Below are 19,637 nucleotides of genomic sequence, written 5' to 3'. Positions count from 1 at the left end.
TTTCTAAACAGAAGCATCAATTGGGTGAACTTCTTTCCAAGATAGCTGCCGATGATACCTTAGTTGTGACTAGAATGGAAGGTCTTGATCGAAATACTGACAGTTGTTGCAGCTGGTTGAACAACTTCGTGAAAGAAACATACATTTTATTATCTTAAACTTAGGAATTGATACAAGAACACCTACTGGTAAATTCTTTTTAACTGTTATGGCAGTATTCAGTGAGCTAGATCGAGAAATGATTAAAGAAAAGCAACGTTCGGGGATAAAATTGGCTAAGCAAAAGGGAAAATATCAAGGAAGGGTAAAAAAATACAGATAAACACCCAGGAATGAACCATGCAATTGAATTACGAAAAACAACAGATAAAACTGTAAAGGAAATAGAGGAAAAAGGGGTATAATAACTGGGGATTATTTTATATGTGGCCTCTCAATCCCCGAATCGTTTCCGTACCCCTCTTAGGAACTAACTACAGGTATTGAACGAATATATTTCATATCCAGTTATCTCCTTACCATTGTTAAATATTATTTTACTATCCAAAGGAATAATATAAATGGGTATGTTGGAAAGCTGATTAACTAACCAGCCAATGACCGATCTGTCTGAAAAATCCCTTCAGTTTCACTCAGTACTAGTTTCCTTTTGCTGTATTAATATTGTTTGACATGAATCCTTTTGTAATCACAGTCGCTAATAAAAAAATAAAACAAATATTTATATTAAATATAATAACTAATTTACTAAATAATGCTACACCAATACTCATACCGATAAAATTGCATAAATTATAAACACCAATACTTATTTTCTTGGATTCTTTCAGTTCCAAATCTAATAAATTATTTAAAGCAACTTGTACAACAGAAAAGGCAATGAAGCAACAAACACTTGTTAAAATGTATACTATGCCTATTTTTGAGTTAAAAATACTAATTAAATAACCTATGAAAAAAATATATAATCCTATTCTATAGAATTTTTTCACATTTTTATTAGTCATATTCTTCCCAATCCCTATACTTGCAAACCCTCCTATTAAAGCACTTATAAAAAATAGGATTCCAGACTGTATGGGATTAAAAGTATAAGAAAAAATATAAGAGAGAAGAAAAACATTTGCTCCTAGCAAAAAAAATAACAAAAAACTAAGACTAGTTATTCTAACAAAAATTGTATTATTAAATATTTTTTTATCAATAATTGGGTAAGAAACGGTATTGATATGGCGAATGAATACTAGGGAAAATAAACTACAAAAAACAATAAAAAGAAAATTAATGTTCAAGGCACATAATAAAAAGAGAATACATAATAATAAATAAAACGTCCCTAACCAATCAAATGGAGTCTTATTTTCTACCTTATTTTCTGGAAAAGTAAAATATAAAATTGGTATAAAAATTATTGCACAACTCATAAATAAAAATAACATGTGCCAATCCATTATGGATAGAATAATACCACTCAGTAAAGGTCCTAAACCTGATCCTAAAGCCATAGCAAAGCTTATAAAAGCAAGACCTATCGGTAATAATGCTCGATCAAGTACATCTATAATTGCAACCATTGTCAGTGAAATAAAGGCTGCCCCTCCGACTCCTTGTGCCATTCTAGATAATACAAGTAAATAAAAATGATCCATAAAAAAGCCCAAGATAGAGAAAAGAACAAAGATAACTAAAGCAAATAGATATAGTTTTTTTAATTGAATGCTTTCAGCAAGCTTACTGTATATTATTGAACCTACTGTAACCATAATTGAATACCCTAAGATAAACCAACTGCTAAAAGATATAGAAATATTTAAGTCTTTAGCAATTGGTACGAGAGCTAAATTAAAAAAGAAACTATTCATTACTCCGAGTAATACAGTACTTAGTAAACAAAACAATATAATCTTATTCTTCAAAGACAAACCCTCCGTTTAACTATTCCATAAAAATAAGACCTTCTTTCCTTTTGTTATAGTTCTAATAGAAATATAATTGAATTGCGGTCAGGATAATCATATTTAATTGGCAAATCTTCTTTATCAATCTCTTTAAATCCAGCCTTTTTATAGAAACCGTGTGACCTAGTGGCTTTAGATGGGGTATCTAAAATTATCTTAGAAAAACCTTGTTTCTTAGCAAAATCAAGCAGTGCTTCATAAAGCTTTTTTCCTGTCCCAAATTCTTTACCACGGTAGTCTTTATAAACAAAAAATTTCTTTAATACAGCAACCTCCTTATTTTTCTTTTGCAAACCAATTGAACCTACGACCTCTCCGTTATCATTTAACGCTATCCAAAAATTACCGCCATCATTTATATAATTTGAATGAATGTCCAGAATGTCCGGTTGTTCTTTAAGACTAATACCCACTTCATATTCGACATTCTGTACATGCAATATTAATTTAATGACTTCTTCTTTATAACTATCATCGTAAACCGTAATCATTTATTAACTCCTCCAACCGTGTTTATTAAAAAATGCTATTATATATACCTTTTATTAAGATTTCGCTGCTTTTGCTGCTCCCCAAAGTGCACCTGGATTAGCTCTATTTGGATAGAGTTCTAACATCTTATGGTAGAGCTCCTGTGCTGTTTCCGTTATTTCATTCAATCGGTTAAAATCTCGGATGTAATTTTGTGTCTCGGCGATAATTTTGGGATTATCTTCATTTTCGGGTTTCTTATGTCCAGCAACCACTGCACGTGGTTTTAGTACCTCAAGTTTGTCGAGCACAGCTATCCACTCAATTCGAGTTTCGTTAGTGGTTTCAGCCAAGTAAAGATGAATGTCGTTATAAGTTGCATCCCCTGAAACGATTAAATCAATTGATGGGACGTGTAGAGACGTTGTATCTCCAGTATCAGTAAACCCAGTATTCACCACGATAAGTTTTTGTCCTTCTAGCTCGAACTCACTTCCTTCAAGTTCCTGAGCGACGACTAGATCCTCAGGTATCTCACCAGGAAAGAGTTTATGCCAGAAAGATTCAGGAGATATTTGTTCTTGCATGGCTTTGACAGCACCTGGAGTTGCTATCGCTCTTGCATCAGGGAAACGATCTAAAAGCATCTTTATACCAAAGAAATGATCACCATGACCATGAGTGATATAGATTGTGGTTAAGTTTTTACCACTTTTGACAACCCAATCTACCAATGCTTGATTTTCTTTAATAGTAAGAAATGTATCAATGAGGACTGCGTCTTGTTCACCATAGATAAGCGTGACCGTATTTGCCACCCACTTCAGCAATTCTTGTCCTTCTGGTAAATCTCTACTGAGACCTTGACGCTTTGACACTAATACATCCCAGTTTAGGGGATTTTTTTTGATTTTAACTTCCGTCATGTCATTTCTCCTCCCTGACTATTTAGCGTTGTAAATACCTTAATTAAAAGGTACGTCCAGAATGGTTTTCACATAATATCCTTCTGTTTTCAAATTTCCTTAAGATTAACCCGGAACTAATTGTTAGTAAAATTGAAATTCGAGAAGTTATCCATTGATTTTTTTGATACTATAGAAGTGAGATTAAATTGAAAGTTGGTGAACTGATGGAAATACGTCATTTTATTACATTTAAAAAAGTTATTCAATTTGGTAGCTTTACACAAGCAGCAGAACATTTAGGTTACACTCAATCCACGGTCACTTCTCATATTCAAGCACTTGAAGAACATTTGGGTGCACCTCTATTTGATCGGATGGGTCGAAAGGTAAGATTGACTGATATAGGCAAGAAATTATTGCACTATACTCAAGAAATTTTGGATACTTACGGGAAAATCGAAAGCATTGTAAATGATGGTGATGAAATAAGAGGCGAGTTAAGGATTGCTGCTCCTGAATCTTTAACGGTTTATCGACTTGAACCTATATTAAGAGAATATAGAAATAAGTTTCCCCATGTAAGCATCATTCTAAGTAACGCTACTTGCGGAGATAACAAGAGAGCAATACTTAATGGTAGTGCAGATATTGCATTTCTTATGATGCCAACGTTTCAGGATTCAGATTTAATCGTACATTCTTTATTGGACGAGCCTATTGTCCTTGTTGGAAGTCATGACAACCCGCTGAATGTTTTAGATCAAAGCTATGAAAACCAAAAGTTAAACGAGTGTTTGATCACGAATGAGAAAGAATGCAGTTATCGAACCATGTTTGAAGAATATCTTCGAGAAAGAGGAATCTTACTTTCCAACACGATGGAACTTTGGAGTATTGAGGCGATAAAACGTTGCGTAATGAGTGGGCTGGGTATTGCTTGTTTACCATTAATAACTGTAAATAATGAAATCAAGGATGGAAGGTTAAAGGTTATTCCTTGCAAAGGTGATCTTAAACAGATCTCAGCCCAAGTTGTTTATCATAAAAACAAGTGGATTTCCCCCGCTCTATCAAAGTTTATCGATATTACATTGAAACACACAAGAGACTGGTCATGAGAGGAAATTATTTGTTAAGGCAACCGGAGGCCTTAGTTACATTTTCTCCTCCATAATAGCAGCTTAAAGCATGAAAAATAGGCAAATGATTCAGACTCAAGCGACCCTCATTTTGAAATCTTAATACCTATAGCTAAACCATAAACGGTTTTTCTTGAAACGGGCGCTGTAATGGAGTAACGAAAAAAGTCTTATTTCCCAGCATTTATTGAAAAATCAGGCTTTTAATATGAGGATTTCCTTAACGTTGTAATTCCGCATTTTCCTGACGTTACCCCGTAAAGAAATATTAGAAAAGGTAAAGACGGGCACACAACTTTATTGTATCCGCACAGGGGGAAATAATTGTAGTTGACTCGCTAGTACACAACTTTATTGTTCGAAGAAAGTGGTGTGATATTTTAAGAAAATTTTTAGATTAAACGAGAAAATTATCATAATTGATGTTCGAAGAAAATAAAGTTGTAGACTGGAGTTGCTGATTTTACGCGATTGTCCATTTCAAAGGTCGTCAGCTTTTGAGAAATATGTTTTTCGACTGATCCGACAAATGCAACAGCGGCAGATAAGGAAGCGAAAATAAAATCCTAGACTGGCCGCTGTTGTGGTCAACATTCAACATCGTGTCCCGTTAGCCAAATAACACTGCAGTTTGTAAGAGAGCGTCCAGCCGCTCTGGGTCTATGTTCTGCAGCGACGCCCCAATCTCATGCATGTGGCGCCTTGCTTCCTCCAGCTTGGCGACAAGCTGCTTCTTGCTCTCTGGCTGAGGAGGCGTATATTGTAGGTCGGGGTAGTACCAGCGAAGCTGTCACAGCCCGTAAAGTAAACCAGTGAAAAGTCCGGTTTTTGTTGGTATCGTAACCATAGTTCTGCTGTGCACTCGTTATTCTGGTTCAACGTGGTTTCCAAGGCGCAAATTGAATTACTTTCATCATATGAGAGGGCTCAAGAAAAAAGATTATTCGAAGTTTATATCTTTAATGCTTTATTTTCCAGTGAATCAGGATTATTAACAATTTTAGTGCGAGGTAATGACCCGTCTGTACTTCTGAAAAAACTGTTAGCGAGGGTGCACCTTCAGTGATTCCGACCTGGATCAGTTCTGGTTACCTGACTTGCGGAAACAGAATCTTTTTCAACACAACATAGGTATGCTCGTTTTGCTTAATGTTGTGTTATGGCGACTTTTGTTGTTATCAAAAAATCCCTTTGGCCACAAGCAAATGAATTTCATCACTTTGTAGTTCAAGGGGGACAGCGTATGGTTCGTCTAGTTTATCTATTCATTCGATTGGCAACCCTCTATATCTCCAAAGCGTAGGCAAGCGCTTGAGCTTGGGTCATCTCTTTCCCTTTGTTCCACCATCTATACCATTCCTGTTCCTGCAAACCCTGCTGAATGGCGCTTACACTCTTACGATGTTCGTCAGGAAAATTGGGTATGCTACCCTCATCATAGGCTTGACGACCTTTCTCGGCTGCTCCAAGAAGGATCGCTGCATCGGTCAGCGCTCCCTGAGCGCATAAGGTAATCCCTAACCCCTCAATTCCTCGGGAGAGAACCCAGGACCCTCGATATATTTGGCTTGCGGCAATGCATTTCTTGAAATATTCGATTGATTGATCCAGCTTCCCGAGTTTCAAAGCGGTATACCCAAGACATTCATAGGGACCGGACACTTCCCACTGATCCTGTACCGTTTCAAAGAGATGTACACTTTCTCTCAGCAATACGGAAGCATCATTGTATCGGTGCTGTTCCAGCCGTATTTTGCCGTATGCATGCAGAGAAGAGGCAAGATTCCATGAGTCATGAGCGCTTCTCGCCAAGTCTGCACTCTGCTGTACAACCGTTTCCGCTTCCTCGATACAATTCTGCTTAATGTGGAGAAAAGCGAGCAAACGCAGGGATGAGGCTAACAGGGAAATCTCTTGTTGTTCACGGGCAATTTCCACACTTCGTGTCGCTGCTTCCATAGCTGTTTTTGTATGGCCCTGTATAAATTGAATAATACTCAATCCATGCCACGCTTTGGCTGAATCCGTACGAAAGGCATGGCTTTCTTCTTCCGTGTACAGAAATCTCTCCAACCAAAACAACCCATCTTTCAACCTGCCTTCGTGAAGCCAGAACCAATACAGATGCGCCGCCATATGAAGACCACTAGGACGGACCTGAACACTTGAATAAGACCATTGAAGTGCAGAACGCAGATTGGCATATTCCCGTCTTACCGCCTCGATGCAGGACTCACGTTCAATGCTCCGAAATTGGGATTCAGCCTGTAGAAGGTACTTCATGTAATACCTCACATGACGCTCATAGAGAGCATCTCGCTTGCGATCATCGGATTCTTCACGGAACTTGTCACTCGCATATTCCTTGATGGCCTCCAGCAGAAAATAGCGAATGGAGCCATAGTGCGAGCTGATTTGTGTGGAGACTAGAGACTTGTTAACTAGGCTCGACAAGAGATCAACCACGTCTACCACAGTTATGCGGTCTTCCCGATCGGGTATGTCTGGTTCACAGATGCAGATTCCTTCCACCGCCTCCAGTGTGAAACCTCCTTCGAATACACTAAGCCGTCTTAATAAAAGACGTTCCCTGCCCGTAAGTAGATTATAGCTCCAGTCAATTGTTGAACGTAACGTTTGGTGCCGGGGCGTGGCTGTTCGTTTGCCTACGGTCAGCAGGGTCAGCTGATTCGTCAGACGTTCTTCAATCTGTTCCAGGGTCAGCATATTCATTCGTGCCACAGCAAGCTCAATCGCTAACGGGATGCCCCCAATTTTCTTGCATATCGAAGCAATCCGTTTCAGATGGGGAAGGGAGACCGCAAAATGGGGAGCCTGAATGCTGGCTCGTTCCAGGAACAGTTGTACGGATTCATAGTTTATCAATTCCGTTTCGGAAAGTTCATCCAGTGTGACTTCATCCACGGGAAAAGAAAGCGGAGGGATTCGGTAAACATACTCTTCTGCAATGTTAAGTGGCTCTCGACTGGTCGCCAAAATGGATAACTCTGGTGCCTCTGCCAGAAGAGACTCGGCCACCGTGGCGATGACATCAATGAGATGCTCACAATTATCGAAAATAAATAGCATATTACGGTTGATTGCCGTTTCCAGTACAACTTGTACATCGGGCTGGCTCCCTTGGTTTGACAGCCCCAGCGTGGATAAAAGAAACGGACCCACGTCATGCGCTTCACTGATTGCACCAAATTCAAACATCCAGATGCCTTGCGGAAAACGTTCCGTAAGCGTCGAAGCCAGTTCGACAGCAAGGGACGTTTTGCCGATTCCACCAGATCCAATGATGGAAACTAGCGCGTGGTGAGTTAACTGCTCCGCCAAGGCATCTCTGGATTGATGTCGTCCAACAAAGGTGGATGGCATCTTCCGTAATCGGGCTGGTGCCGTGACCGCGGTACCTCGCTTTTCTTTGCCTGTATCCGGCTGTATAGCTTTGGTTGTCATCAGCGTATCAAACCAGGCCTTATCAAAATCCTCAAACTCGCGTCTCGTGGCTGAACGCGCTTCCGATAAACGCTTTACAGCCATCCAAAGCTGTTCAGCTTCCTGGCGAGGATCTCCCTTCAGAAACAACCCTTCTTCCCAAAAAACCTGAATAATCTGCTTGAGGTTTCCGATGCTGGGTAGACGATCTCCACTTTCCCATTGCTGTACCGTCCTTGGATCAACACCAACCCGCTTCGCCAGATCCACTTGCCGCATCTTTTTTGACGTCTCTTGTCTGGAAGGTCTCGTACGAATTTTTTTGATCCATTCATGGGGCCAATCTTTTGCGTATTTACTGTCATCCATTCAATCACCTGAATTTCATAGTTTGAGCAACTTGAACACACGAACAAACACGAACTTATGTACATTCGTGCTCTGGATTGTAGCAGATAAAATAATCCATATCAACATAAACAAAACAAGGAGGTAACACTGATGCCTTTAACTCGCATTGTTACACTGAAGGGTCGTCCGAGTAAAGAGAAAACGCAGATCGGGGAAGTTGTCTTGCAAACTGTCGTGGATAAACTGCATGTACCTGCAAACGATCGGTTTTTGATTATTGAAGAACTGGATCGCGAAAATTTGAGTTTTGATCCAACGTGTCTCGACATTGAAAGAAGTGATGGATTTCTTATCATTCAAATCACTTTGAACATCGGTCGTTCTGATGAAGTGAAAAAAGATTTTTACGCGGCACTTGCCGAGCAGTTGCATCAGAAGATTGGTATTCGTAAAGAGGATGTATTCATCAATCTTATTGAGGTTACGAAAGAAAACTGGTCGTATGGCAATGGTCTTGGTCCATTCCTCGCCTAACTCATTACCCATCATAAATTTCGTTTATATAAGAAAGGAAGTCATAACCATGTCAACATTATTATATATTACTGCTCACCCTGGTAACCCGGAAGCATCCTACAGCCTTGCTGCCGGCGAACAATTTGTACAAGCTTATCGCGAAAGCCACCCACAGGATGAGGTTATTCATGTGGATCTGTATCGACGCAACATTCCGTACATTGATGCTGACGTATTGGAAGCGTGGGGCAAGCTGCAAACGGGCGGTACGTTCAATCAACTGACAGTGGAACAGCAGCAAAAAGTAACTCAGTTAAATGAACTTCTGGAGGAGTTCGTGACCGCAGACAAATATGTGTTCGTGACACCGATGTGGAATTTCTCATATCCTCCGGTGATGAAAGCATACATTGATTCCTTCTGTGTCAGAGCTAAAACATTCAAATACACCGAAAACGGCCCGGTCGGCCTGCTCAAAAACAAAAAAGCGTTCCACATCCAAGCTAGTGGCGGCGTGTACTCCGCAGGTCCTGTCGCTGATCGGGAGAACGGCAGCCGTCACCTGAAAACCGTACTGAATTTTGTGGGAATTACTGACGTGGATCATCTATACATCGAGGGTATATCTTCAGCAGGAGAGCGTGCGCCTCAGATCAAAGCCGAAGCCATTGGACAAGCACGTACAGCAGCGCAAAACTTCTAAGCAATGATGAAGCATGTATCGTAAAACATGTTTGCATACATCTCCGGCTCACGTTTGTCATTCAAAATCTGTTCGGTACGTCTCCGCAGCTATTCAGCATACTGTTTGCCCTGAACGGACTGGGACTAATCATTCCAGGTCAGATTACAGGGCGACTGTCAGTGAGCATTAGCGGGCAAACTCTGTTTATAAGCGGAATTACGCTGGCAACTGTGAGCGGTTTAATCTTATTCATTGTGCTGATCAGTGGTGGGGGATTGTATGCCGTTTGCATACCTCTATTTTTCACCGTTTCCAGCGTCGGTATCGTAACCACAACCGGTTCCTCCCTTGCGATGCAAAACTATGGACAAGCGGCCGGCAGCGCATCAGCACTGCTGGTCTGATCTCATTCGTACTGGGCGGACTGGCGGCACCTTTGACCGGCCTCGGTGGGGGTAAATTGGCCATACCCATGGGCCTAATTATTGTGTTATCTAACATGGTTGCAGTTGCGTTTTATATGATCTTCACCCGCAGAAAACCCGGCAACAATCAATGAATTCAAGGAGGAAGCATAATGAAGGTGACCTATCATGGACATTCTGTTGTAAAAATTGAGACCCTCGGGAAAATCATTCTGATCGATCCGTTTATTACAGGGAACGCCAATACGGACCTGGATGCATCCACGGTAAAGACGGATGTGATTCTGTTAACCCATGGGCACGGCGATCATGTGGGAGATACCGTAGAGATTGCCAAACGTAACAACGCGCTGGTTATTGCTTCGGCAGAACTAGCGGACCTGCTCGGATGGGAAGGCGTACGTACACATGCAATGAGCATCGGCGGAGCGTATACATTTGACTTTGGGAAAGTGAAATTGACACAAGCTTTTCATAGTTCAAGTCATGTATACAAAGAAACAAAAACAATTATCTATACGGGGATGCCCACGGGAATACTGTTTTCCGCCGAAGGCAAAACGCTGTTTCATGCCGGGGACACAGGCCTGTTTTACGATATGAAGGTGATTGGAGAACGCAATGCAATTGACCTGGCTTTTCTACCCATCGGGGACAATCACACTATGGGTCCAGAAGACGCCGCAGTGGCTACAGAATGGCTTCAGGCCAAACAGGTTGTACCGATCCATTTCGACACGTTTCCGTTCATTAAGCAAGACCCCCATTTCTTTGTTTCGTTACTGCCGACCGGGGTAGGGGTAGTTCTTGAAGCTGGTGAGGGAATTGAACTTTAACGCTGATCATTTTGACTTTATCACGAAATAATCGGCCGAAAACAAGAAAACAAAGAAGTCCATCTTATACGATTATCAAGAGATATTTTTGAATAGCCCAGTAAGGTAGGGGGGGGATTTCAATTATCCGCTCTTTCGAACAGATTGAAGACGCGTTGCGTCATAGCACACAGCAGGATGAATATATATTGGATGGTACGCTGGTGATTGAGGAGTATATAGACGACGGGGAAGAATACAGCGTTGAGGTGCTGACGACTAATGGAAGGCACGAAGTGCTTGCAATCACAACCAAAGAGGTGGTAATGCCTTATTTCATAGAGGCTGGTCACCTGTTACCCGCACCTTTGAAAATGGAAGATCGAGAGGCTATTCAAGAAACGGTATGCAGTTTACTCACTTCCATTGGACATCTTGAAGGCCCCTCACATACAGAAATCAAGCTACGGCGAGGCATACCGTACATTATCGAGTCTCACACACGATACGGTGGCAATCAAATTTGGGATATGGTTCGGCTAACCACAGGCGTCAACATGCAGCGTGCTACCGTGTGTCATTTGCTCGACATTCCTTATGTGAAAGAGAAGGTGAAATATCCGTTCTGCTGCATAAAATTGTTGCTGCCACAAGTGGAAGGAAAGGTCGTCATTATGAGCGTCAATGGAGTAAACGAGGCGGAGCATATGGATGGAATCCATCGAATCAGTTTAGATGTAGGAGAACACTCGGAGCTCGTCCCGGCGACTAGCAACAAAAACTATATAGGATATTTTTTGGGAGGGGGGAGTACCCCCGAAGAAGCAGCGGCATCGGTAGAGCATGCGCTTTCATTAATCCGAATTGAAACAGCCTCCATCCAGCAGGTTCAATCTATCTGAGCACAACTTGCACGAGACTGTTCATTTGTATCGGGTCTGCCCAAGGGCAGACTCTTTTTTTGTACAAGAAAAAAAGTCCATCTTATAATCGTCAGCTTGGTTTTTTTTGTGAAAATATGGTCCAAAGGTCCTTTGTTCTGAACCAATTAATAAAAATATATAAAAAAGATAGAGAATTCCTTATCAAAGATATTGGATTTTGGTACTCAATTTTATTGTTTATCGCACAAATTTTAGTTGACTCGCTAGTACACAACTTTATTGTCTGAAGAGAGGTGTCATATTTAATGAAAAAATTTTCAGATTATACGAGAAAAATCATCATAATTGACAAAGAAGAAGTTATACAAATTATTGATTGTATAAATACTCATTTTTAGAGTTGTGGATATTCTCATGAAATATGAAAATTAGGGCAGATCTAATAACTTCGAGTCAATGAGTTCTCATTAATTATGAAAATGATCCTCAAATAATGCATGTATTCTGCTGTTGTTTTCTCATTAATTATGACACCACACATGTGAGTAACTATTAGAAGAGGAATTACTGAATAAAAATTATCTGCAATTATAATTAAGATTAATTGTAGTATGCACCGAGTCTAAACGGGAGAAATAGTTTGTTTAATAATTACTAGTTTGTAAGATGTCATACTTGTTGGAAACATGTGATTATATTTTCCTTGAATTTATTGGATCGCTAAAGCAGCCTCCTTTTGTTTCCGAATATTTCATAGCTCTCTATGCTGTAATCAAAACCATGCGCAGTCATTTGCGCGTGGTTTTTTACGTAAAAACATTTACAATATACATTTGATTGTTTTCCCCTGAATGATTAATATAATGGACAATGTCATAAACCTGCCGTATTAAAAATAGAGATGAGGATTGCTATGAATAAAGCAAAGATTCTTATTATTGAAGATGATGCCCCGATTGCCGACTTGCTTTCGTATGGGCTTTCTATGGAGGGGTTCCAGACACGCACAGCGGCCAGCGGAGCAGCGGGAATGCATGAGTTGCAGTCGTTTCAGCCCGATTTGCTGCTGCTGGATTGGATGCTGCCTGACCAGAGCGGTCTAGATATTTGCAAAAAGGTGACTATGGACTATAACATACCGATTTGCATGATTACGGCCAAATCGGATATTACCGATAAGATTCTCGGCCTTGAATTCGGTGCCGATGATTATATTACCAAGCCTTTTGATCTGCGCGAAGTTGTTGCACGCATTCGAACCATTTTGCGCAGAGTGGAGCAGGCGAGCAGCCCGGACAGGGAAGAAGCCGCGAAAGCCGTCATTAGGTTTGAAAATATTGAAGTGATCGAAGAAGAACGGCTTGTCCAAAAAGAGGGCCGTCCCGTTGAATTGACCCCCAAGGAATTTGACCTGCTTATGATGCTGGTTAAACATCCGGGCAGAAACTTTACACGTTCCGAACTGCTTGATCTGGTATGGGGTTATCATTTTGCCGGAGATACCCGTACGGTTGATACGCATATCCAAAGACTCCGCAAAAAGCTGGATGCCACTGGATACATTACTACCGTCTTCGGAATCGGGTACAAATTTAAAAAAATGGGTGGATAAGCATGATACGTAAAATCAGCATCAAATTTCTGATCGGTTTTTTTCTGATTTTTTCGTTTTCTTTTGTCGTGCTTAATCAGACAGTCAAGGAATTTATCCGGACAAGCAATCAGAATTTGGTTACCTCCGAACTGGTCGGACTGAAAAACAATAGCAATGTGTATGTGCGCCAGGCTTTCCTGATTAACCATTTCAGCAGCAATGAGCTGTATTTTGGAGAGATTGCCAGGGAGATAGCAACTGATCTGAACCATACCACGGACAGCAGTGTTGGCGTATATACGGTGAAAGGCAAATTGCTTTATGCCCCGGACAGCTCCTTATTTCAGCAGCAAATGCAAAGCGATCTACAGCAGGCGATTGATGGCAATACAGCGTACAGCATTACTTATGATCGTAATAAGACGACTGTCCTTTTCTCCTATCCGGTTGTTATAGACGGTTCAAAGGTGGGCATACTGCGTTTTTACAAAGATTTCAGCTCACTCTACGAACAAACCGGACAGATTCGGCAGATTACTCTCTATATTGCCTTGGCGATTTTTGCGGCAGCCTTTCTGTTTTCCTATATTCTTTCCAGGCATATTACCATCCCGCTGACCAGACTGACGCAAGCATCCACCGAGGTGAAAAACGGGAATCTGGATATCCGCCTTCATTTTAAACGCAGAGATGAAATTGGCCGACTGGCTGAAAATTTTAACGATATGATTGATCAAATTAGTAGACAGATTCATATTATTGAGAAGGACCGGGACCATTTAAAGCAACTTCACCAGCAGGAAAAGCGCTTTTTTGACAATATCACTCATGAACTGAAAACGCCGTTAACCTCCATTCTGGGATATGCAGAGCTGATCAGGCTGAACGGTGAGAAAGATCGTGTTTTTTTTGATAAAGGAATGAATCATATTATCGAGGAGAGCAGGCGCCTGCATGCGATGGTGCTAAAACTGCTGGAAGTTTCACGCAAAAATATCATGATCAATGAGCTTGATCGGGTGGATATCGGGCTGATCCTGCGGGATGTGTGTGAATCGATGACGATCCGGGCACAGCGCTATAAAAAGACCATCGAATATGAGATTAGTGAGGAATTGATCATGTTGGCCGATGGGGACAGAATCAGACAGCTGTTCATCAATTTGATAGATAATGCGATAAAATACAGTTTGCCGTTTTCGGCAGTATCGGTAAAAGCGGTGCGGTCAGAAGAAAAGATCCGGTTGATCTTCAGCAATCCAAGCGATCCGATTGAGGCAGAACATCTGTCACGCTTGTTACAACCATTTTATCCGGCTTATTCCGACAGCGCGGAAGAAGGCAGTGTAGGCTTGGGTCTCAGTATTGTGAAATCCATCGTTGAAGAATCTGCAGGTTCCATCATGATTACAAACGAGCATAATGAAACAATCGTAACGGTGGAATTTAAAGCTCTGGAAACCGCGGGGAACGGAGAATGAATAATGGGCAATAAATATAAATATTTTGTAATGCTGCTGGTCGTATCTCTTGTGGTATTGCTGCTGTCAGGATGCAGTTCAGAACCAAAAACAGAGACCGTCGTCATCACCGACAGCAATGAAGTTTCCAGTGCTGATCAAAGCTCTCGGCCGTTTCAGGTCCAAAAAATATATCGGCTTCCGGATCGTTTTGCGAATACGGGTCAGCTGCTGGGCTGGTCGTCTGCAGATGCTGTCATCGCTTCGTTCGGAGCCATGACCATACTGAAGCGAGGCACGCTGGAACGTTTAACTTATCCGTATGAGCAGAGCAAGGCCATACCCGGAATCGGCAATGTAACTTCCAATACTATACTTTCTCCCGATGGTAAATATATTTGCGAATTTTCTCGTTCTTCCTCGGAGACAACCTTAAAGCTTATTTCCTTGCAGGATGGCAAGGAAAAGGAAATAGACAGGATCAGCACCAGAAACGATTCTTATGTACAATATGTTTCCTGGTCTGCCAACAGTTCGTATATCGGCTACCTGGTAGAAAACCCGGTTGATAATGGAGCTGATAGCCTGTACATCTACGATATAGGGGCTCAAACTTCCGGCAAATATCAGTTAAAAGGTATCCTAAAGGGGGACACGCTTTTGAGTGTTAACCTTGCAAATGATGGTCGCAGCGTACTGCTGCAGTTATTTCGTGCAAAACAAGGTCAGAAAAAGGTGCTAACCATGGGGAAGGTTTCCGGGAAGAATATTGAGTTTCAATACGAGCGTCAGTTTGGTGGAGATTCAGTAGCCTGGATGAATAACGACCAGTTTGTGTTTCTCGGAACGGATAGTTCATTGTACGAATATGATCAGCGAAACGGCGAGCTCTCCGTCATTCTGGAAAAAGTGCTTGATTTTGAATTCTCGCCTGACAGGAAAAATATCGCATACACCGTGTATGATCAAAATATCACTTACGTAGGCAAGGTGCAAGGAAGAAATATACTGTACAACGAACCGGTGTATCGCGGAATTTTGCCGACGCATATGTACTGGAATCCGAACAATAAAAGTGTACTGCTTCAAGGACAAAAGCAATTGGATTCCTCGCAGACTGCGCCAACGGATTCTCCTAGCAAGGAGTCATTGATCATTGAATTGAAATAGTGGTTAGGATCGCCATATTTGTATATGTCAAAAACCTTATTTCGGTTGTTCAGCCGGAATAAGGTTTTTCTTTTTGCAACCGTTGTGACAATTTGTTTACATGTTGATCAAACTTTAGCGACATCTTTTTTCTATAGTAAGTAAATGAAGCAAGACTATTAGCCTATAAGGACAAGGAATGGACCATAGTGAATGGAAACCGGAATCTGCACCTGAATCAACCCATAAAACGTTATATGACCGGTCTGGATGGGCTAAGGGCCATCTCCGTGCTTGCTGTTATTGCTTATCATCTTCATTTCAGATGGGCAGAGGGTGGGCTGCTGGGAGTGGAGATTTTCTTCGTCCTGTCAGGATATCTAATTACGGATCAGATCCTTTTTGAATGGAGGACGCGCAGCGGTTTTTCTATTGTGCAATTCTGGATAAGACGAATGCGCAGACTACTGCCAGCAATGATCTTTATGATGACTGCAGTGGCATTGTGTTTTTTAATTACCGATTTCTCCAGACTGCAGGAATTAAGAGGGAATTTTGTATCCTCGCTTTTTTACGTAAACAACTGGTATCTCATTTTTCATCATGTTTCCTATTTTGAGAGCTTTGGCCCGCCTTCTCCAATCGGGCACCTCTGGTCGCTTTCCATTGAGGAACAGTTTTACGTAATCTGGCCGCTTGTTCTACTGATCGGTCTGTGCCTTGCACCGCGACGAGGCAGACTGATGTTATACATTCTGGGTTGCGCCGCCGTATCTGCCATAGCAATGGCCGTTATATACGAACCCGGAACAGATCCAAGTAGGGTGTATTACGGGACGGACACGCGGGCGTTTGCCATTTTAATCGGAGCGGCTCTGGCGGTAATCTGGCCCAGCTGGAGACTGAGCGACAATGTATCTTCTTCGTCCCGGACCATGCTGGATATGACTGGCGTGCTGGGCATTGTAATGCTGTTTATCCTGATCGGTCAGACCAACCAGTTTGATGATTCGCTGTATCGCGGCGGTTTTCTTTATTTATCACTCATTACTGCAGTTGTTATTGCTGTACTTGTTCATCCGGCCAATCGACTGGAACGATTGCTCGGCTGCCGGCCTCTAAGCTGGATCGGTAAGCGATCTTACAGTCTGTATATATGGCATTATCCGGTCATTATTTTATCAAGTCCCGCGGTAAGTACCGAAGATGCCAGCTATATGCGCATTGCTCTGCAGGTAATGGTCAGTTTCATAATGGCGGGTCTTTCCTACAGATACATCGAAGAGCCCATCCGCCGCGGGACCTTTGGGACCAGCCTAAAATCACTCCGCAGATCAGGCGCTGGCAGCCAACTAGGTCTTGTCGTAATTGTTATCGCCATCATTCTGGTCCTGACATCATGGAAGACGGATTCACCAGATCCTGTACCCGATGCGCCAGCAACTGTAAGCCGGGAATCCGTCCAGACAGAAAAGCTGCAATCCGGCTGTTCCGCTGAAAATACAGGCCATTCCGCAGAAGGAGAGGGGGTCACGGCGATTGGAGATTCTGTCATTCTGGATGCCGCCCCGTTTCTGGAAAAACAGCTTCCCGGTATCATCATAGATGGCAAGGTGGGACGGCAAATGTCACAGGCCGAGGATGTGCTTGATGGCCTGCGGGCACAGGGCAAACTTGGCCATAAAATTATTATTGAACTCGGCACCAACGGCGTTTTTAACCAGAGTCAACTGAAGTCCTTGCTGGCTTCACTGCAGGATTCCCGGCACATTTATCTGATAACGACCAGAGTACCGAGAGGGTGGCAGAATACCGTAAATGACAATCTACGTGAAATTGCTGGTGAATTTCAAAATGTCCGGCTTATCGACTGGTATTCGGCCAGCGAAAACCGCAACGATCTGTTTTATGACGATGGTGTTCATCTGAAACCAGAAGGCGCTCAGTATTATGCCTCGTTTTTGATTGATGCTATCAAACAAGATAAAACCTACTAGCATGTTAAAGGGAAGGATGAACTAGGTATGAACAAAAAAAATGGATGGATGGTAAAAACATTAGGGGGTTTTATGGTTATCCTTATCGCTTTAGGAGCCATCGGCCTCCATATGCACGCAAAGCAAAATTCGGATGATAACGAATCACGCAGCAAGGATTCTTCTCTATACAATCTTGATGCGATGCAGCCCGCTGCACAAAAGCGTGCGGCTTCCAGCACCAGCGGAGAACAAGCTCAACCATCCGCTTCCTTAAACGGCGAGGGCGTCACGATGATTGGAGATTCGGTTACGGTCGGAATTGAGCCTTATTTAAAAGAGCAGCTTCCGAATATGACGGTTGACGGCAAGGTTGGCCGGCAGATGTCTCAAGCTATAAAAGTCATTAATGAATTGTCCGCCCAAGGCAAACTGGGAGACCAGGTCATTATCGAACTCGGCACCAACGGTCCGTTTAGCAAAGACCAACTGCGCGACGTACTGCAATCCCTTTCTGGAGCCAGACAGGTAATCTTGGTTACCACCCGGGTGCCGAAAGGCTGGCAAGACACGGCGAATGACACGATTGCACAGGTCGCTGGTGAATACAGTAACGTCAGCGTGGTGGACTGGTATTCGGCTAGTGTAGGCAAAGATGAATATTTTTATAGAGATGGCGTCCATTTAAAACCAGATGGTAGCCGATACTACACTTCACTTCTCGTAGCAGCCTTGCAAAAATCTTAAATACAGAAAGGGGCAGGGGCGTTCATCATCCAGAAAGGAAGAATGACATGACACAGAGGAAAAAGAGGATATTGACTGTAACATTGTTACTTGTGGTCGCTGCTGTAATCTTTGTCTTTTACTATTTCTTGTCCATTTACAAAGGATTAGAAGGACTTAACAAAACACCGGCAAACTCCTCGTTCATTAAAGTAAGCACCGATAATGCCGAAGCTCTGGAAGCTCCGGAGTGGGAGGGAACCGAGCCTGTCAACATTCTGCTGATGGGTGTGGATGCCCGTGGAAGTGACAAGGGCGAGGTACCCAGATCCGACAGCATGTTGGTCGTTTCATTGAATCCTGCCAATAAGCATATTCATGTATTTTCGATTCTTCGAGACACTTATACGGATATTCCCGGGTACGGCAAAAATCGAATTAATACCGCTGTTACGCATGGGCCAGATACGGCGATGAAAGCAGTCAGCGAATTGCTGGGGGTGCCTGTTCATTTTTATGTATATACGGATTTCCAGGGGTTTATTAAACTCGTGGATGCTGTAGGCGGACTCGATTTTTATGTCGAAAAGGATATGTACTATGAGAGCAAAGCCGATCAGCATGAGTATGATATTAATTTAAAGCAGGGACAGCAGCATTTCGACGGCAAAACGGCGCTTCAATATGTCCGTTTTCGTCATGATGCCATGTCCGATTATTCCAGAACAAAAAGACAGCGGCAATTGATTACGGCATTAGCCGAGAAGGTAAAAACAACGACTTCCATTATGAAGTTTCCTTCCATTCTAGAGGAAATCAGTCCGTATATCGATACCAATTTGTCAGTCTCTGATATGTGGAATTTGGCTTCGGTAGGGTATCAAAGTACATTACAGGGAAATGAACAAATACCGCCAATGAAGCTGTTAAAAGAAACCTATGTTGGCAGAGCGGCTGTTCTGGACGTAAAAAGTCGAACGGATTTGAAGCAATTTGTGCAAAGTATCATAAACTCCGACGCTTCTAACTCGATTACAGACAATCCTTCCGAACAAAAGTAGAAAACAGATTTTGAATAGGATTGGACAATATATAAAATCATCATTTGCCGGACAATAGTCTGTTAAATGCTCTTT

16 protein-coding genes and 1 pseudogene are annotated in these 19,637 nt (G+C 42.2%); 13 read left to right on the top strand and 4 right to left on the bottom strand.

The window, feature by feature from the left end; genetic code table 11:
- Nucleotides 1-20 precede the first annotated feature (20 nt).
- Nucleotides 21-322, top strand: a pseudogene (locus tag MHB54_RS10005) (recombinase family protein).
- 316 nt (nucleotides 323-638) lie between these two features.
- On the opposite strand, the gene MHB54_RS10000 reads toward MHB54_RS10005, so the two are convergent.
- From MHB54_RS10000 to MHB54_RS09990, 3 genes are read right to left on the bottom strand one after another with little or no spacing between them, the layout of a single operon-like run.
- Nucleotides 639-1,916 carry an MFS transporter gene (locus MHB54_RS10000; RefSeq protein ID WP_264454226.1) on the bottom strand — a complete coding sequence of 426 codons (1,278 nt, stop codon included), beginning with the start codon at nucleotides 1,914-1,916 and terminating at the stop codon, nucleotides 639-641.
- Between the two features lie 53 nt (nucleotides 1,917-1,969).
- Nucleotides 1,970-2,449: a GNAT family N-acetyltransferase gene (locus MHB54_RS09995; protein ID WP_028541114.1), complete on the bottom strand. Its 480-nt coding sequence runs from the start codon at nucleotides 2,447-2,449 to the stop codon at nucleotides 1,970-1,972.
- A gap of 54 nt (nucleotides 2,450-2,503) precedes the next feature.
- Nucleotides 2,504-3,355 carry an MBL fold metallo-hydrolase gene (locus tag MHB54_RS09990; RefSeq protein ID WP_053324553.1) on the bottom strand — a complete coding sequence of 284 codons (852 nt, stop codon included), beginning with the start codon at nucleotides 3,353-3,355 and terminating at the stop codon, nucleotides 2,504-2,506.
- A gap of 188 nt (nucleotides 3,356-3,543) precedes the next feature.
- Here MHB54_RS09990 and MHB54_RS09985 point away from each other — a divergent pair, with 188 nt between their 5' ends.
- Nucleotides 3,544-4,455: a LysR family transcriptional regulator gene (locus tag MHB54_RS09985; RefSeq protein ID WP_264454225.1), complete on the top strand. Its 912-nt coding sequence runs from the start codon at nucleotides 3,544-3,546 to the stop codon at nucleotides 4,453-4,455.
- Nucleotides 4,456-5,760: 1,305 nt separating this feature from the next.
- On the opposite strand, the gene MHB54_RS09980 is transcribed toward MHB54_RS09985, so the two are convergent.
- Nucleotides 5,761-8,289: a helix-turn-helix domain-containing protein gene (locus MHB54_RS09980; RefSeq protein ID WP_340981582.1), complete on the bottom strand. Its 2,529-nt coding sequence runs from the start codon at nucleotides 8,287-8,289 to the stop codon at nucleotides 5,761-5,763.
- Between the two features lie 132 nt (nucleotides 8,290-8,421).
- Between MHB54_RS09980 and MHB54_RS09975 the strand changes: the two genes are divergently transcribed.
- The 11 genes from MHB54_RS09975 to MHB54_RS09925 all read left to right on the top strand — a co-directional run bounded on the left by MHB54_RS09975 (nucleotide 8,422) and on the right by MHB54_RS09925 (nucleotide 19,562).
- Nucleotides 8,422-8,805, top strand: coding sequence for a tautomerase family protein (locus tag MHB54_RS09975; protein ID WP_023986848.1), 384 nt, complete (start codon nucleotides 8,422-8,424; stop codon nucleotides 8,803-8,805).
- 49 nt (nucleotides 8,806-8,854) lie between these two features.
- Entirely contained in the window at nucleotides 8,855-9,490 is a 636-nt protein-coding gene (locus tag MHB54_RS09970) for an FMN-dependent NADH-azoreductase (RefSeq protein ID WP_023986849.1), read from the top strand.
- A 161-nt stretch (nucleotides 9,491-9,651) separates the two neighbouring features.
- Entirely contained in the window at nucleotides 9,652-9,876 is a 225-nt protein-coding gene (locus MHB54_RS09965; protein ID WP_264454223.1) for a hypothetical protein, read from the top strand.
- Between the two features lie 173 nt (nucleotides 9,877-10,049).
- Nucleotides 10,050-10,733, top strand: a complete 684-nt coding sequence (locus MHB54_RS09960) for a metal-dependent hydrolase (RefSeq protein ID WP_053324557.1) — start codon at nucleotides 10,050-10,052, stop codon at nucleotides 10,731-10,733.
- Between the two features lie 116 nt (nucleotides 10,734-10,849).
- On the top strand, nucleotides 10,850-11,614 hold the full coding sequence (locus tag MHB54_RS09955; protein WP_081326408.1) for an ATP-grasp domain-containing protein: 765 nt from the start codon (nucleotides 10,850-10,852) through the stop codon (nucleotides 11,612-11,614).
- An 895-nt stretch (nucleotides 11,615-12,509) separates the two neighbouring features.
- Nucleotides 12,510-13,208, top strand: a complete 699-nt coding sequence (locus tag MHB54_RS09950) for a response regulator transcription factor (protein ID WP_023986855.1) — start codon at nucleotides 12,510-12,512, stop codon at nucleotides 13,206-13,208.
- A 2-nt stretch (nucleotides 13,209-13,210) separates the two neighbouring features.
- On the top strand, nucleotides 13,211-14,671 hold the full coding sequence (locus MHB54_RS09945; RefSeq protein WP_068941287.1) for a sensor histidine kinase: 1,461 nt from the start codon (nucleotides 13,211-13,213) through the stop codon (nucleotides 14,669-14,671).
- 3 nt (nucleotides 14,672-14,674) lie between these two features.
- A complete protein-coding gene (locus tag MHB54_RS09940; protein WP_264454222.1) occupies nucleotides 14,675-15,820 on the top strand; it encodes a hypothetical protein in 1,146 nt (381 codons plus the stop codon).
- 188 nt (nucleotides 15,821-16,008) lie between these two features.
- Nucleotides 16,009-17,796, top strand: a complete 1,788-nt coding sequence (locus MHB54_RS09935; protein ID WP_264454221.1) for an acyltransferase family protein — start codon at nucleotides 16,009-16,011, stop codon at nucleotides 17,794-17,796.
- Between the two features lie 27 nt (nucleotides 17,797-17,823).
- Nucleotides 17,824-18,522, top strand: coding sequence for an SGNH/GDSL hydrolase family protein (locus tag MHB54_RS09930; protein ID WP_028541104.1), 699 nt, complete (start codon nucleotides 17,824-17,826; stop codon nucleotides 18,520-18,522).
- Between the two features lie 47 nt (nucleotides 18,523-18,569).
- Nucleotides 18,570-19,562, top strand: coding sequence for an LCP family protein (locus MHB54_RS09925; protein WP_028541103.1), 993 nt, complete (start codon nucleotides 18,570-18,572; stop codon nucleotides 19,560-19,562).
- The last annotated feature ends 75 nt before the right edge of the window (nucleotides 19,563-19,637 follow it).

The sequence above is a fragment of the Paenibacillus sp. FSL M7-0802 genome (assembly GCF_038004945.1).
Classification (GTDB): Bacteria; Bacillota; Bacilli; order Paenibacillales; family Paenibacillaceae; genus Paenibacillus; species Paenibacillus polymyxa_B.
Note: the sequence above shows the minus strand (reverse complement) of the source record. Positions and strands in the feature narration are given on the sequence as shown.

Bases quoted from the DNA above. Each gene is read 5' to 3' on its own strand.
- MHB54_RS09975 (WP_023986848.1), top strand. From the start codon at position 8,422: ATGCCTTTAACTCGCATTGTTACACTGAAGGGTCGTCCGAGTAAAGAG.
- MHB54_RS09995 (WP_028541114.1), bottom strand. From the start codon at position 2,449: ATGATTACGGTTTACGATGATAGTTATAAAGAAGAAGTCATTAAATTA.
- MHB54_RS09945 (WP_068941287.1), top strand. From the start codon at position 13,211: ATGATACGTAAAATCAGCATCAAATTTCTGATCGGTTTTTTTCTGATT.
- MHB54_RS09930 (WP_028541104.1), top strand. From the start codon at position 17,824: ATGAACAAAAAAAATGGATGGATGGTAAAAACATTAGGGGGTTTTATG.
- MHB54_RS09980 (WP_340981582.1), bottom strand. From the start codon at position 8,289: ATGGATGACAGTAAATACGCAAAAGATTGGCCCCATGAATGGATCAAA.
- MHB54_RS09960 (WP_053324557.1), top strand. From the start codon at position 10,050: ATGAAGGTGACCTATCATGGACATTCTGTTGTAAAAATTGAGACCCTC.
- MHB54_RS09990 (WP_053324553.1), bottom strand. From the start codon at position 3,355: ATGACGGAAGTTAAAATCAAAAAAAATCCCCTAAACTGGGATGTATTA.
- MHB54_RS09970 (WP_023986849.1), top strand. From the start codon at position 8,855: ATGTCAACATTATTATATATTACTGCTCACCCTGGTAACCCGGAAGCA.
- MHB54_RS09950 (WP_023986855.1), top strand. From the start codon at position 12,510: ATGAATAAAGCAAAGATTCTTATTATTGAAGATGATGCCCCGATTGCC.
- MHB54_RS09925 (WP_028541103.1), top strand. From the start codon at position 18,570: ATGACACAGAGGAAAAAGAGGATATTGACTGTAACATTGTTACTTGTG.
- MHB54_RS09940 (WP_264454222.1), top strand. From the start codon at position 14,675: ATGGGCAATAAATATAAATATTTTGTAATGCTGCTGGTCGTATCTCTT.